Source organism: Serratia inhibens, assembly GCF_003591175.1.
GTDB lineage: Bacteria > Pseudomonadota > Gammaproteobacteria > Enterobacterales > Enterobacteriaceae > Serratia > Serratia inhibens.
On record NZ_QYYG01000001.1, the window covers coordinates 1,530,880 to 1,545,959 of the forward strand.

The window sequence follows — 15,080 nt, forward strand, 5'->3', positions numbered from 1 at the left end:
GGAGAATCATCATGCTTGCCATGCAATACAACTTTTCTCTGCCCGCCGATTACGATATGGCGATTATCCGCGACCGCATCAGCCGTTTTGGCCACCTGCTGGATAACTGTCCGCAGTTATTGATTAAAGCCTATCTCTATGCACAGAAAGGTGAGCACAGCGGCGAAAATCTCTATGCGCCGTTTTATCTGTGGAACAGCAGTGCCGGCATGAGCGATTTTCTGACCGGCGACGGCTTCAGGGGCGTAAGCCAGGCCTTTGGCTGGCCGCAGGTGACCCATTGGCTGCCGTGGTTGACGCATTTTGACCGCCAAAGGCTCGCCGAAGCCACCTGCGCCACGCGCCAAACGCTGCCGATTGCACCTTACAGCGATCTGGCTGCGCTGCGCCGGCAGCAGGTCGACTTATCCACCCTGGACTGCAATGCCGTGGCCAGCATAGTGGCGTTTGATCCCGCCGCCTGGCAGTTGGTGCGGCTGCACCTGTGGCGGGAATTGCCGCTGACACCGGAACCCGGCACCCAGTGCTACCGGGTTGGCCACCTTTCCGTCCCCTTTGACCACACAGTACCGCGGGTTGACAGCCAGACTTGATATTGATAATCATTATCAAATAAAGTCATTCAACCAGGATCCGCAGGATGCCGATCGTCAGGGCCACCGCTATGTCACAGTCGCCTGTCACACCTTACGCCACCTCTTGCTGTATCGTCGGTGGTGGCCCCGCCGGGCTGATGCTCGGCTACCTGCTGGCACGGGCGGGCATTAACGTAACGGTGCTGGAAAAGCACGCCGATTTCCTGCGCGATTTTCGCGGCGATACCCTTCACCCTTCCACGCTGGACATCATGCATCAGCTTGGCCTGCTCGATGAGTTGCTGGCGTTGCCGCACCAACGCGCAGAAAGGCTGCAGGCCGAGATCGCCGGACGCGATATCACGCTGGCAGACTTCACCCGGCTGCCGACGCGCTGCAAATTTATCGCGTTCATGCCGCAGTGGGAGTTCCTCAACTTTCTGGCAGAAAAGGCGGCGGCCTTTCCTGAATTCACGCTGATCAAATCGGCGCAGGCGCACCAGTTGCTGTACGATCGCGGTCAGGTATGCGGCGTGCTGGCGGATACGCCCGAAGGCCCGATCCGCGTGCGCTGTCAGTTGGTGGTCGGTACCGACGGGCGCAACTCGGTGGTGCGCGAACAGGCGGCATTCAGCAGCCGCGCGTTTGGCTCGCCGCGCGATGTGCTGTGGCTGAAACTCGATAAAAAACCCGGCGATCCGGCCTGGTCGATGGGCCACACCGGCCCGAAGCAGAACTTCATCATGATCGACCGGGGCGAATATTGGCAGTGCGGATATTCTATCGATAAGGGCAGCTTTGCGGAAATTCAGCAAGACGGCCTGGAGAAGTTTTTACTGCACATCGCCGAAGTGGCACCGTTTCAGGACGATCGCCTGCAGGACATCCAAAGCTGGCAACAGGTAAAGCTGTTGAGTATTCGCATCGACAGACTCGAGCGCTGGGCCAAACCCGGCGTGCTGTGCATCGGCGACGCCGCACACGCCATGTCGCCGATTGGCGGCGTCGGGGTAAATCTGGCGATTCAGGATGCGGTCGCCACCGCCAACAGTATTATTCCGCCGCTGCGCAGCCATTGCCTGCAGCTGAAACACCTGCACCGCGTGCAGCGCCGACGTAATTTCCCTACCAAAGCCACCCAGTTTCTGCAGATCAAGATGAGCCAGCGCAGGCCGAAAAAACGGCGTGCCGGCGGTGGCTCCAGCCTGATGAGCCGCGTCGGCAACAGCCGCTGGCTGCCGCACCTGTTCGGCCGCATTATCGGCCTGGGGTTTCGCCGGGAAACGCCTAAACATCTTGAAAACTAACGCGCTATACTTATCGCTCTCCACTTACCATGAGGCTCCCTATGTTCACTGTTCGTCAGGCTTTGATCGGTGATTTGTTGCTGGTTCGCGATGTCGGTATTCGCACCTATCAAGCGCATTTCGGCGAGCTTTGGCACTCTAAAGAGGAACTGGACGCTTTTTTGGCGAAAGACTTTGCGGTTGAGGCGTTAGAAAAAACGCTGCCGGATGCGGGCATTTGCTGGCTGCTGGGCTATGAAGGCGAGGATCTGGTGGGCTATGCGCGGCTGAATTTCAACAGCCTGCTGGCGCCGACGCAAACCGCCGGCGCAGAGCTGCAGAAAATCTATTTCCTGCCGGAATACGCCGGCCGGGGTTACGGCCAACTTTTCTTTGAACAGGTACAACAACGGGCGGTTGAACGGCAACAACCCATGCTGTGGCTGGAGGTGTTGCAACGCAATACCAGCGCTCAGCGTTTTTACCAGCGTCAGGGGCTGAAGATCTGCGGCGAAACCTGCTACACCAGTGCGCAAGGCACGATCGACCTGTGGTACATGAACAAGGCGCTGTAATCGCAGCGCTTGCCCCGCCCTATCAGGCCGGAAACTCCAGCGCGTCGGTCAAATCCCCCAGCGGTTTTTGACCGCGTTCCGCCATCGCTTTATCGCGCTCGGCCACCCCTTCCAGCGTCGGCAGATCGAATACCCGACTGATCAAGCGCAGGATCGAGCCGGTATCGTATACCTTGTGATCGACATAGCCTTTACGGGCAAACGGCGAGACAACCAACGCCGGAATGCGCGATCCCGGCCCCCAACGATCGCCCTGCGGCGGCGCAACGTGATCCCACCAGCCGCCGTTTTCGTCGAAGGTGATCACCACCACGCTGTTGCTCCACTGCGGGCCATTGCGCAGGCTGTTGATGATGTGGGCGATATGACGATCGCCGGCTTCCACATCGGAATAACCGGCATGCATATTAAGGTTGCCCTGCGGCTTGTAGAAAGTCACCGGCGGCAGTGTGCCTGCCTCTACCGCCGCCAAAAATGCGTTGGTGGCCGGTGAGTCGCCAATGCCGCCGTCGCGCAAATGGGCTTCGCGGGCCTGTGGGTTGCCCGGCCCCAGATTTTCGAAGTAATTGAACGGCTGATGGTGATACTGGAAGTCCGGCGCGCCGGGAAAATCGCCCTGATCCTTGCGGTTGTCCAGCGCATACTGCCAGCCGCCGGCGTACCACGCCCAGTCGACACCTTTCTGATTAAGCAGGTCACCGATGTGCGTGTGCTTTTGCGGCAGCAATACATTGGGCTGGGTGGCATCCGCCATCGCGGGGTCTTTTTCATCCCGGGTCCACGACGGCCAGTACGGCGGCGCCATGGTGTTTACCGCATAACCGTCCGGCGTCAGCAAGCTTTTGCCAAACAGCGGGATGCCGAATGAAGCGCTGGCCGGCGAATCGCCCAGTGGCTTCAGACGCGGGTCGGCTGCGTCATCGCTTTCAAGCTGGGAAATGCCCTCTTTGGCGATGGAGTTTTGTACGTCGGGGTAAAACGGCGGGCGGGCGCAGATCAGATACTGATGATTGAGGAAGGAGCCACCAAAGGCGCCCTGGAAAAAGTTGTCGCACAGGGTGAATTCCTGCGCCAACGTCCACAGCCGCAGGTTATAGGCGCCGTCACCGTAGTAGCCCATGGTCAGCGCACCGGAATCCGCCCAAGCGACGAACTTGTCGTTTTTACCGCCGTTGATCTGCATCTGGTTTTGATAGAACACATGCCACAGGTCACGCGTTACCACGCCGTGCGGCAGGTTCTCCCCTTGCGGCCCGGTCAAGACAAACGGCTGATTCGGCAACTGATTGGTGAATACCGCATCCTCGCCAATGCTGTAATTCACGTGCCCGACTTCCTGCGCCTTCGGCACCAACCCTTTCCAGATTGGCGGCAGCGTATCCAGCAGCCGATCGTCGCGATCGCGCTGCTGGTACTCTTCGGGCTTGAGCGCCGACAGCGGTTTTTCCACGCCGGGGAAATTGGCGAACAGGTTATTGAAGCTGCGGTTCTCGGCGTAGATCACTACCACGTTTTTCACATGGCGGCGCAGCAGCGGATTTTGCGCACCGTCCGGCAGGCCGCTCAACAACAGTTTCTTATTGCCATCACCGGCAGCATTGGCCAGCGGCGCAAGGGTGGCGCCGACGCTCAGCACCGTCGCCCCCGCCAGAAAACGGCGGCGCGCCGGGTTAGCGGGTTGTTGTTCGTTGTCGCCCGCGGACGGCGGCAGATCGTTATACGGTTTATCGCTCATGTGCCTTCCCTCTAAAATTTTTAACTTGTTGATTTGTTATAAATTTATTTAAGAGACATTATGCTAGGGCACAGTTATGAACGAAATGTGACAGTGGGCGACAGGTTAGCATTTGGCAACAATTTCGCGAGGATTGCCGCAGTTTAATCACTCTCCCACCTGGCTGCCGGCTAGCGAGCGTCGCGTTGCACCATCAATAGCATTAACGTCAGCGCGTTGGGCAGCATATACAGCAGCGCACCCAACTGTACCGCCAGCGGGTTGTCCCTGGCCTGCCAGGCCATAAACCAGTCGCCGGCCACCACCATAAAACCGAGGCCCCACACCGCGATCGCGCAAAGCGCGCCCAGCATCGCCCAGGCTTTGCCTTTGGCAAACGCCGCATAAGGGTGGCTCAGATGTTTCACCATCAACACGATGCCAAAGGCTGCCGTTATGCCGGCCAGGGATTCCAGCAGCGTAATAAGCGCCAACCCGACCATCCCGGCCCAAGGCTCGGTGATGGCGCGCCACATCAGCCCAGGCACCCCAATAAGCTGTTTACGCATTTATATAATGACCGCGCATCTTTACTAGCTGCTGTAGATAACCTATGACGCCGGTGCTATTTCAGTACATCATAACCCCCTTGGTGAATTATTTCCGTTTTACAGATAAGGGTGATAGCTCACCCTGTTTAAATAAAATGTGTTTATTTGCATCAGCGCCATCAAACCCGCCTTAACAATTTTGTATTATTTAAGACCACTTTCGTATTAAATCTTTTCGTGGCACTTTTTTCTTCACCGATGAAATCAGCGCTAATGATTCCAGGTTGTTTTATATTATCAACAGCCGAAGCTAATGTTTCTGAACTCCTGCCCAAATTGTTTTCCACTCCCAGAGATAACTCCCCGGTTCCGACATGAGCAAACGGCATATTAGATTGGATAATTGTCAATTTATCCTCAGGTGACGCATTGGCATGAAATGCAGTGATAAAGTCCGCCGTTTTTTTTGCATCAGGACTGTTTGCCCAGCTAGTATAGGTCTGTTCCTTGTATTGCCAATGCCATTCATTACCATGATATTCATTGACCATAACCCCCAAGTACTTCCCTTTTTCCAACAAGCCAACCTGCGCCATAGCCAAGCTTGATGTATCTTTAAATGTAATCATGTTGTCACGATAACCTTGTAAAACCTTGTTTAAAAAAATGTCTGAATCCGGTGTAATAGTTCCTTTCTTACGTATTTCATTTTTAAAAACAAACTTTATTAAATAGAAGTTTTTCGAATCACTTTTTGCATACGCTAATAACTCCCTGATATCGGCAACCGCATCTCCGTTTGCTACGCTGGGGCCGTGAAAGAAGCCAAAAGAACCGTCACTTCGCACTGCAACTCTAATATCGAAATATCTGGCACCGGCCTCTGCCTGCTCTCTCAGGTTCAGATTTTGGGTTTTGAATGCAAATGGAAAAGCTTCTCCCAAGCTGCCAGGAATACCTTTTTTTCTTCTGAATGCATAGGTCCCCGCATCATGACTACCCAGCATAGATATTTGAGACAATCGCGTATTTTTAGGCATTTCATTATGATTAATTGCGATATAACCCTCTTCAAATGCAGCAACAGGATTGGCCTTACTTATGTTTTTAAGAAGATTTTCGGATCTTGGTTTCCTACCTTCCACCCAACTCGATTCTTTAAAATAAATATCACCCCTTTCACTTCCAAATAGTATTTTTGCCGTTCCTTCATCAGGATCATAATTTTCAAGAGGTTTTCCACTCCCTCCTAATGACAAATAACACCCACCCTCTTTCATTACGATACCGTTATGATCAATTGAATCGAAATCATTAAGAACAATATCTTTACCTATTTTTACATTTTTTATTTTTGAAACAAGCCCCTTGCTGATTGGTGTCTTGAATGTGAAATCAGAAATTGCTATCTCTGTATGATTCCTAGCTAAAAACATAATATTTTCCACGCGTTGAAAAACATCCTCTTTGTCTTGCAGATCAACTATTTCTTCTTCAAATTTTATGATGTCATCCTTAATTTTATTGGGTACTAGTTTATCCTGATCAGTGAGATCTTTTTCTCTTTTCAAAAGCACTCTCTTTTTATTTTCAATTTCAACCATCTCTTTCTCAAGATTATTTATGGTGCTAAATCCTTTTTTGCTATTTAAAAACTCCATGTCTTTCTTATAAGTATCACGAATCAAAGGCGCAAACTTCTCGGGCAGGTTAATCAACTTGTATTTAGAGTCTTTTATATATCTGCTATTTAGCCATGACAGATCGCCTGGCCGCTCCAGATCAGAAGATGCACTTATAACAGAACTGTATTCACTTGATACAATTATTTTATTTTTCAATTTATCAGAAGAACGCAATTTATTATACCATTCTTCATAAGAGCTTATTAACCACTCATACCCTCTATTTTCTCTTTTCATAAACTGCTCAATGGTCGCATCAATAACAAGATATTCATTCCCTTTTCTAGCGATGACTGCATAGTGGTTTCCTGGGGCCGGATCGCTAGGTGACTTATAAAAAAGAACGCCGGCAACCTGAGTGTCATACCCTTTATTTTTTAATCCTTCAATAATTATTTCAGTGGCTAAATTACACTTTCCCTCGGGATCTCTTGTGTATCCAGCAAGTTCCATTTTTATTTTTTTATTTTCATTAAGAATATTGAATATAGTATCCCGTTGAACTTTTTTCCCTGATACGCCAGCTATCATTTTTCTGGTTTCATCAAGCAGAGTTTGATTACCCGTCATTTCGTCAGGAAGTACGTCCGCCAGTTTTTTCTGGAAGCTGGTAGCAAGTTTTTCTGTAACCGGAGTTACCGTATCCGTTTTGAATAATTTCACCGATAATTCCTGTCGACCATAAAAATCCAACAACTGAGCTAAAGAACCCTGAGTAAGCTGCGAAGAGATAGACCTCACTCTGTACCTCTCAAGCTCACTGTCCGTAAGATACCCCTCAGAAATAACAAACTCTCGAAATTCAATGGAGCTATTTAATATAGTGTAGGGGTGACCAAAAAGATATCGCAAATCCAATACCTCTTCGGTACTATATCCCAGTGAAATATAACCATAAACCTGTTCTTCTTTTATTACCCCTCCATCTGTTTTCTCGACCAATACGAAATATGAAAGTAGTTCATCTATATTATCCAGAGCAGGATTTTTAATTGTAGAAGCGGAATTTTCAGCAAAGCTAATCATGAGATTAATCTTTTCCTGAAGATTTAATTTATCTTTCCCATTATATTTCTTGAGTAATTCAAGCACACTCACCCCTTTTTTAATCATGGTGGTAAGGGCGTTGATTGCTTCTTTCTCAGAGATATTTAACTCATGAGTTCTTAACGCTGTTCCAACAGGAACAACATCAAATTTAGCATTTGGCAGATAATAGCCTTTTTCAATGTCAAAAGTCTTAACTAATGAATCTTCCTTTGCGGCTCTGATATTATTTATCCCCTGAGGTGTATTTTCAATCACGAATTCTTTTTTTGCACCTGAAAATATATCGTCGGTGTTTTTACCGCCACCTAAACCTGGAAGATAAGAATGAGTAACCCAGGCACCGTTTTTCTGCATAACCGGAACAGCATAAATGAAACGCCCCGGGTTATCCGGATTTATTACTCGCCATGTATGTGCATAATCGTCCCAGCGAACCTGATAAGTAGCTTCATCCTGGCGAATAAAGTAATGTCTATCATTAATTTCTCGCAGTTCATAAATATTTTTATATTTCCCTTTTTCATCATGAAATATCATTTCATCCAGTTTCACCGAGGAGTTTTTGATCGCATATTTTTCACTTAATTTAGCAGTGCGACTGCTACCCTGGTCAGTTCTAATGCTAAAAATACGATTTTTAACAAAATCATTTGCATCGTACAAACTAAATTTTTTAATCGAGCGATGAATGGTTTTTATTATTTCTCGCGTAGGGTATGGCAGAGGGTCAATAACATCTAACGCAGCAGAAAGCAGGATTTTCACTAGTTCGGGTGCTATTTTTCTGCCTAGTATAATGGGTAGATCAGCAATAATAATCTTTATTGCATTCTTGCCACTAATGCCTGTTGCATTAAGAGTGGCCATTTTATATGTAATTTTTCTTACTATATCATCTGTAACTTTAATTAATTTTGAAGCAACACTGTGAAGTATTGACACTACTGAAATAACATCAGTGGTTATCGAAGCTATATCCGATACCGAAGGGGAGTAATACCTGTCAGTAACGGCATTGTAAATGACCTGATAAAAAGGAACGAGAATTTCCGCAGTTATATGCCATCCGCTTTTCTTATCTAACCCATTTTTATAAACATCATTTAACTCGGTTAAGTTTTCTTTCATAACGCTAGTCATAACTTCGAAAGAATTTTTACCATTTATCTTTTTATTTGAACGGTATTCTAATTGCGGCTCTATTACTTCATTTCCAAAAAAACTTTTCCACAATTTATCAAATGAAGATATTTTCTTATCTGAAAACGTCTCTTCAACATTCCCCAATTCATCATAAGGATAATATCTATTAGAATATAATTCTGTATACCCGTTATTACTGCCAACGTATCGGGCTCCCATGCTTTGCTGAGGAGTAGTGAGATCGCGAAGCGTTATATTGTTTGTTACATCTTGTTGAGTATATTTTTTAAATGCAATCGCCCCATCTAAATCGGCAAAGAAAATCCAGTCATCATTGTCAAGTTGTATCATTACTAAACGACCAAAGCGCAATGGGTTTTGCTCAACATTAATGTAGGAATTATATGCATCGTCAGAGATAGAATAATAATAATAATTTTTACATTTTGACAGCGCTGAGTTGACGGAAACCCCGTTTATAAACAAACTATCTATAACATATTTATCAGCATCGTAATTAAGGAATCTATCTTTATAAATATTGAACTGCTCATTATAATAATATTGACTCGAAAAAAAATCCCGTGATTTCATATCTGAAAGAGTGTAATAACCTTCTGGTTCAGGATTATTATCCTTACTAAAGATATTTAATTCCTTCGTTGCTTCAATATATCTCTTAAGGATATATATTATTGGTGTATAGGAAAGCTCACTTGTCGTTTTTTTATTTTCTTTAAGAAAATATAGCATTGCGCAAAGAAACGTATAGCTTTGCTCTTCAGTATGTTTTTCCTCAACGTCAGAATGAAAATCAACATGCATTTTCTGCCAAGGTGTTGACATCATGTTAGTTGCATAATTATGCACCGATGTAATATCGCGCAGATCATTATGCCATATTATCTCATTAATGTTATAAGGTATTTTTTTCGCCAACTCGTCAGCAAAAAATTGCTGACTAATACTAGTATAGACGAATTTTTTCATAGCCTGTATTTGTTTTAGGTCAGTTACATCTATATCAATCAAGTTTTCTCCTGCTAACTCATAAACTTTTAACTCCTCCATAACAAAATATAAATAAACCAAATAGGCTTTATTCAAAGAACGTTTTTTACCTGTCCGGGATAACATTTCCGGAACTTCCTTTTTCATTTTATCATATGCTGCTGCTATACCTGTTAAGTAATTGTTATGTGATTCTCTGTTGTCCTTCCAAAAGAGCAGAAGCCCTTCCTTTTTTTCAGTTAGTTTTTCTAGCTTGGCATTGTTCAAAGGCAGTAGAAGCTTATAATCTGCTGCAGTTTTATCTTCTTTTAGAGCGTTAATTTTTTCTTTTAGCAAATTTTCCTGTTTGGTCTTTTCATGCTTCCTATAATTTTGCATCATAGAATTACCTAATCCCATATCAGAAAACTTACTGTCGATCCCGTTTAACTCCCTGGTTATTGAAATTATATCTTTTTCATTTTTGTCTATATATCCCTGATACATGGCGCGTAGTTTTTCTTTATTTAAAATATCCTCAGCAAGTGTTCTACAAACATCATCATAACTACTTTGTCCATACAAAAAATGCATAATCATTTCGTTATAAATATCTTCATTGACATCATTAATATTATAAGCTGTTATTACCAAATCGAGTATCGAGCCATTGCCATTTTCCTGATGATGTACATTGCCTTTATTTATAAATCCTATATCATCACCGAGCTGAATTTTTAATTCAAAAAGCGCTTGAATAAACTCATTAGCATGCGCTACATCAGCATATTTTCTTTTTAAAACAATAGATTCAATCATCTTAAATAAAATCTTTTTCAAGTCTTTGAAGGTCGGTTTTAAATCGTTTCCCATTGAGGACAAAGCAATTCCTTTCATTAAATCCTTCATCATCTTTGAAAAAGACTCAGGGTAAAATTCCCATGTCAGTAGGTTATTTATAAAATCGTTTATTTCCTTAATATCTCCACTTTCTTCATCTAACTCCCAAACATGATTTCTATTAAGACTTAATGGTAACTTTTCATTATTTACGTTATTAACCAAGATTATCTTTTTCGGTTTGTTTGGTGATGAATATAATTTCTCTACCATCCAATAGCGATGATTTATTTTTAGGAGTGCATAGGTTCCATAGTTATAAAGCCATTCATTACTTTTATAGGTGACTTGGTTATCGGTCAATGTTAAGTCACCATTGGTCTGATACCAGTGAAACTCTAAAAAATTCACTATTTCGTTAGAAATTTTGCTATCCGGTTTTGCAACCTCAAGCCCCAAAGATTGAGCACCACTCCTGATTTCTCTTTTTTCTCTCACTGCGGTATCAGCGGTTGTTTCGTATCCAATTATATTATTTTTCACGAATTCTGGAGATGAAATAAACTCTTTATAAGAATGGACTATTTCATCAATCTCAGACTTACTAATTTCACTATTTTCCATTCCTTCGCCATTATCGATTCCAATGTCTTCTGACATATAAATCAGCATGGCCGGAGAAAGTCTGATTTCATCCAGAGAATGGCCTGGTAGATCCGTTTCATTTCCCTCCTCAGAGGAGAAGATATTTTTATAAACCCAGCCCGCGGTTAGCCCCATACCTGCGACAGTAACAAGCGCAGGAATAACATATCTCATTACTCTATGATTTCCAGGATTCCCAGGTACATCAGGGATATTATCTTCAGCATTTATGACCAGTTGAACAAACTCTGTATCATCGCTTGGGTTATCCGTCTTAATGTTATTTTCGGCATTTGTGAACAATTGACTCAATTCTATATCGTCGATTGGAATACCCGTCCGATCATTTCTTGCGTTTATTCCCTTTTCACTCTGCAAACTTCTATATAAAAAATAAATAATGCCTACCCACATGGCGGCAATCCCTGCGCCTTCTACATAGAGACGTAAGTCATCGGGAACCGCTTCCACAGCACTTTCCGGCCCTTCTGGTTCCAGCCGGGAGGCGGGCATCCTCGCGGTTCTGCCGTCAGGAATGACAACCGCACTCGCCTCTGGAAAACGCAATGGGTCGCTGAACTCCGGCAACTGTGCCCACAGTGTATCAATACCCTCGACCAAACTGTCGCTGAGATAATTGACTGTCTGCGCCTCCAGTTTCTCCCGCAACTCATTCAATACCGGATGTGGGTGATTTTCCACTACCGACAGCAGGTTGGTGGCCCAGCCGAACCAACTGTTTGTCGCCGGCATGGTACTCATTTCCTCACGCATGCTGGCCAGCAGCGGCAGGTAAGGCAGCATATCAAGCATGCCCACTAACGCCGAGTCAGGCTGAAGTGCCAGATAATCTTTCAGGCCGGCTGACAATTCGCGCAACATACCCTCACGCTGCATTGCATCACCCTGTTGCAATGTTTCATACACGCCGCGAATCAGACAGATATCAACGAAGCGCTGATAGAACCAGTTGTACTCATTACCCACACCTAGCTGTCCGCAAGCCCAACGCAGTACTTCTTGCCATGGCTTGCCCACTGGCAAGGTAATAAGTGCTGACAGCGCATCCGCGCTTTGCTTGATACCAACAGGGAGTAGAGGAAGCAAGCCCCGGAGCCGCTGCGGATCCCTGTTGACTTCATCCACAAGATCACCGGTAAACCGTGCCAGGGTGTCCTGCCAACTCAGACCTGCCGGCAGACTCTGATACCAGTCCCAGCCGCTGAGTAACAGCGTTCCCCCAGGAAACGAACTGACGCTGGTGCGCACGGCATAAGAAAGGGCCTGACGGGCGTTGACCCCGCTCAAAAAAACAGAGGTAATGTTAATGGATTTAACCCAAAGCGACTGCGCCGGGTCCGCCAGGGTCAGCAGCGCATTAAACAGGACAGGATTGACAATCCTCTCGCTAAGTTGGTCGCGAAGGGGGGCGATAAATTCACTAAACGGACGCTGCGCCAGCAGCTGACTCAGTTCTGGAGCAGGCGTGGTGGCCTGCCGTCCTAGCCAGCTCAGTTGCTGAGCCAGCGAGCTGCCTGCAGGAAAGCGACTGCCCAACTGAATCAACGGCACGCTGAGATTTACCGTCTCCGTAATACCGGATGGCAGATGAGGGACCAGATAGCCGGCTGTTATCGGATCATTCAGTACCCGATGTACCCAACTGATGCGCTGACCCCAGTTATCTTCTGCAGAGAAAGGATAGCGTTCGCCAATTACGCTGATATCTGCGCTCAATTCCTGCAGCTGATCTGAGAGCGCCCTGTATTCTGACAACAGTAGCCGTACTGATTCCGGCAGGATGGTCTGCCGTTCAAACATCCGCAGCCATTCGTCAAAAGACGCCCCGGCAGGCATCAGTTGCAACAGACTCAGAATGCTGGCCACATTGCGCAACTGCCCTGGGACGAATGCCAGCTTGTCGAGGACCGGGGCTGCGAGCTGTGCTCTGACTACCTCAAGAGAAAGCATATCTTCAGCCCTGTCAGCAAAATTGCGCATCTCACTAAAAAAATTTTCCGATCGTGCAGCCAGAATTTGGTAAAGGTTGATACCCAGACGAGTCAGTTCAGTGGATTGTTGCAGTAAGGGACGATAGCGCTCAGGCACAATGTTCTTATGCTCACCCAGTAGCTCGCTGAGTTTTTTCAGGCGAACGGGGAAGGATTCATGACTCTGCGCCAGTCGACGGAGATCGATATAAAGGTCGTCCAAGCCTGCCATACGGTAAAATAATCGCAGCTGGATACTGAACAGCGTTTTACCCACAATATGCCTGACGAGGGCAATTACTGTGCTTTGGGGCTCTGAAGTATCGCCTATGCGCTGGCCTTCAGACGATGGCAAAATCGCCGCAGGATCAGAGAAAAAGTCCAGCGCATCGAAATACAGTACATCCTCGGCGTCAATATAAATTTCCTCCTCGAATTCTGCATTTTCCTCATCGAGTACCCCTTTGCCATAATGGTGTTTTTTTTCTCTCTCAGGATTTTCGCTATCATAAAAATAAGGCATAACGCTTCCTTTTACTCAATTGAATTTATTATTTAGTAAACCGCCGCAGTTTTTCGAGAGCGTATTCATCAGAACTATTACAAATATCTGCAAGCTAATACGTTCAGAGGAGCCATTTCGTCAGCACACTGGACGAAGTACTGAAAGCACGGAGTGCTAGCTGAATTCAGCGCTCCGTGATTTTCGGCAGCCCACTCTGATGTATAAGCTGCTTCCATAAGGCCTGATATCTTGCATGCCAATTTAGTATTGTTATTAGTAAACAGGCCGCCCCTGCTAATTAAAGTGCTGCTATATATTATTTCAGATCTGCCATGATAGTTAACGGTTATCTATTCAGGTGCTACTCAGATTAAGGCCACTTTGCCTTTTTCTCAGCCAAGAGATATTTCCCATCAAGTGACTTTTCCATTGGTACTGTAAGCATCCCTGCAAAACGAACCATTCACTTTTAGAGATCTTCCGACATACTGATTATGTCCCTGAGGAGATCACCATGCGTAAAACCCGATTTACCGAGCACCAGATCATCACTGTTCTGAAGTCTGTTGAAGCCGGACGTACCGTCAAAGATGTCTGCCGCGAAGCGGGCATATCTGAGGCTTCGGACTATAACTGGAAAGCGAAGTTTGGCGGCATGGAAGCCTCTGATATCAAAAAGATGAAGGATCTTGAGGACGAAAACCGCCGTCTCAAACAGATGTTTGCCGATCTGAGTCTGGAAAATCGTGCGTTAAAAGACGTCATTGAAAAAAAGCTTTAAAACCAGCGATAAAGCGTGAGCTCGTCAGCTATGTGAAAGAGATGTTTTCGATGAGCGTACGCCAGGCATGCAGGACATTATCTCTGAGCAGGACGGTGTATTTTTACCAGTCCGATACCCGGCGCGATGAGCCGGTGATCCAGGCGCTGACTGAACTGGCGGAGCGCTATCCGCGATACGGCTTTAAGAAGCTGTTCCAGTTGCTGCGCAGGCAGGGTAGTCATTCAAACCATTAACATCCCTAACGATTGGCAAGACGCTTCGATCCAGCATTGCGATAGGAAACTCGCCGGGGTTAGTAGCGCCCCTTCCCACGTATGGTTATCGCCGCGTGTGGGCGCTGAAACTCTTTAATTTGCTTCATTGCCGAAGCCAGCCCCGACGCGGGTACGACCTGTTCACCTGCGGCAACAGCGGTGAGGCTGCCTTCCTGATACTGCTTGCGCCAGAGGAACACCTGGCTTGCAGCTACGCCGTGCTGACGGGCAACCAGCGACACCGTCATGCCGGGTTCAAAGCTCTTCTGAACAATGGTGATTTTTTCCTGAACGCTGCGCCGCCTGCGCTTCTCTGGACCTAAAACATCAATCATCCGTACTCCAACGACTAGTCTAAAAACTAGTATTAAGACTATCACTAACTTAAGTGATACCAACTGTCTGGAGATTCACGGGGCCAGTCTAGGCAGGTAATCACTGATGGTATTATTCAGGCAATCCCTCAGCACATCATCTGAATAAGCTTGGCAT

6 protein-coding genes and 2 pseudogenes are annotated in these 15,080 nt (G+C 46.5%); 4 read left to right on the forward strand and 4 right to left on the reverse strand.

Annotated elements, in window-relative coordinates; all coding sequences use genetic code 11:
* The first annotated feature begins 11 nt into the window (after positions 1-11).
* The 3 genes from D4100_RS07300 to D4100_RS07310 all read left to right on the forward strand — a co-directional run bounded on the left by D4100_RS07300 (position 12) and on the right by D4100_RS07310 (position 2,436).
* Complete coding sequence (locus tag D4100_RS07300) at positions 12-593, forward strand: DUF4865 family protein (protein ID WP_119803809.1); 582 nt, start codon at positions 12-14, stop codon at positions 591-593.
* Between the two features lie 71 nt (positions 594-664).
* On the forward strand, positions 665-1,882 hold the full coding sequence (locus D4100_RS07305; protein ID WP_119804121.1) for an FAD-dependent oxidoreductase: 1,218 nt from the start codon (positions 665-667) through the stop codon (positions 1,880-1,882).
* Positions 1,883-1,923: 41 nt separating this feature from the next.
* On the forward strand, positions 1,924-2,436 hold the full coding sequence (locus D4100_RS07310) for a GNAT family N-acetyltransferase (RefSeq protein ID WP_119803811.1): 513 nt from the start codon (positions 1,924-1,926) through the stop codon (positions 2,434-2,436).
* Positions 2,437-2,458: 22 nt separating this feature from the next.
* Here D4100_RS07310 and acpA read toward each other — a convergent pair whose 3' ends face one another.
* The 3 genes from acpA to D4100_RS07325 all read right to left on the reverse strand — a co-directional run bounded on the left by acpA (position 2,459) and on the right by D4100_RS07325 (position 13,568).
* Positions 2,459-4,171: an acid phosphatase gene (gene acpA, locus D4100_RS07315; protein ID WP_119803813.1), complete on the reverse strand. Its 1,713-nt coding sequence runs from the start codon at positions 4,169-4,171 to the stop codon at positions 2,459-2,461.
* Positions 4,172-4,341: 170 nt separating this feature from the next.
* Positions 4,342-4,719 (reverse strand): DUF2165 family protein, encoded by a 378-nt coding sequence (locus D4100_RS07320; protein ID WP_244941642.1) that lies wholly within the window; start codon positions 4,717-4,719, stop codon positions 4,342-4,344.
* Positions 4,720-4,880: 161 nt separating this feature from the next.
* Complete coding sequence (locus D4100_RS07325) at positions 4,881-13,568, reverse strand: hypothetical protein (RefSeq protein ID WP_119803815.1); 8,688 nt, start codon at positions 13,566-13,568, stop codon at positions 4,881-4,883.
* A gap of 496 nt (positions 13,569-14,064) precedes the next feature.
* Here D4100_RS07325 and D4100_RS07330 point away from each other — a divergent pair.
* Positions 14,065-14,564, forward strand: a pseudogene (locus D4100_RS07330) (transposase); the annotation flags it as partial.
* 104 nt (positions 14,565-14,668) lie between these two features.
* Here D4100_RS07330 and D4100_RS07335 read toward each other — a convergent pair.
* A pseudogene (locus D4100_RS07335) lies at positions 14,669-14,923 on the reverse strand (transposase); the annotation flags it as partial.
* Positions 14,924-15,080: the final 157 nt, after the last annotated feature.

Excerpts from the sequence above, each read along its gene's own strand:
- D4100_RS07305 (WP_119804121.1), top strand. The coding sequence starts at position 665 with ATGTCACAGTCGCCTGTCACACCTTACGCCACCTCTTGCTGTATCGTC.
- acpA (WP_119803813.1), bottom strand. The coding sequence starts at position 4,171 with ATGAGCGATAAACCGTATAACGATCTGCCGCCGTCCGCGGGCGACAAC.
- D4100_RS07325 (WP_119803815.1), bottom strand. The coding sequence starts at position 13,568 with ATGCCTTATTTTTATGATAGCGAAAATCCTGAGAGAGAAAAAAAACAC.
- D4100_RS07310 (WP_119803811.1), top strand. The coding sequence starts at position 1,924 with ATGTTCACTGTTCGTCAGGCTTTGATCGGTGATTTGTTGCTGGTTCGC.
- D4100_RS07300 (WP_119803809.1), top strand. The coding sequence starts at position 12 with ATGCTTGCCATGCAATACAACTTTTCTCTGCCCGCCGATTACGATATG.
- D4100_RS07320 (WP_244941642.1), bottom strand. The coding sequence starts at position 4,719 with ATGCGTAAACAGCTTATTGGGGTGCCTGGGCTGATGTGGCGCGCCATC.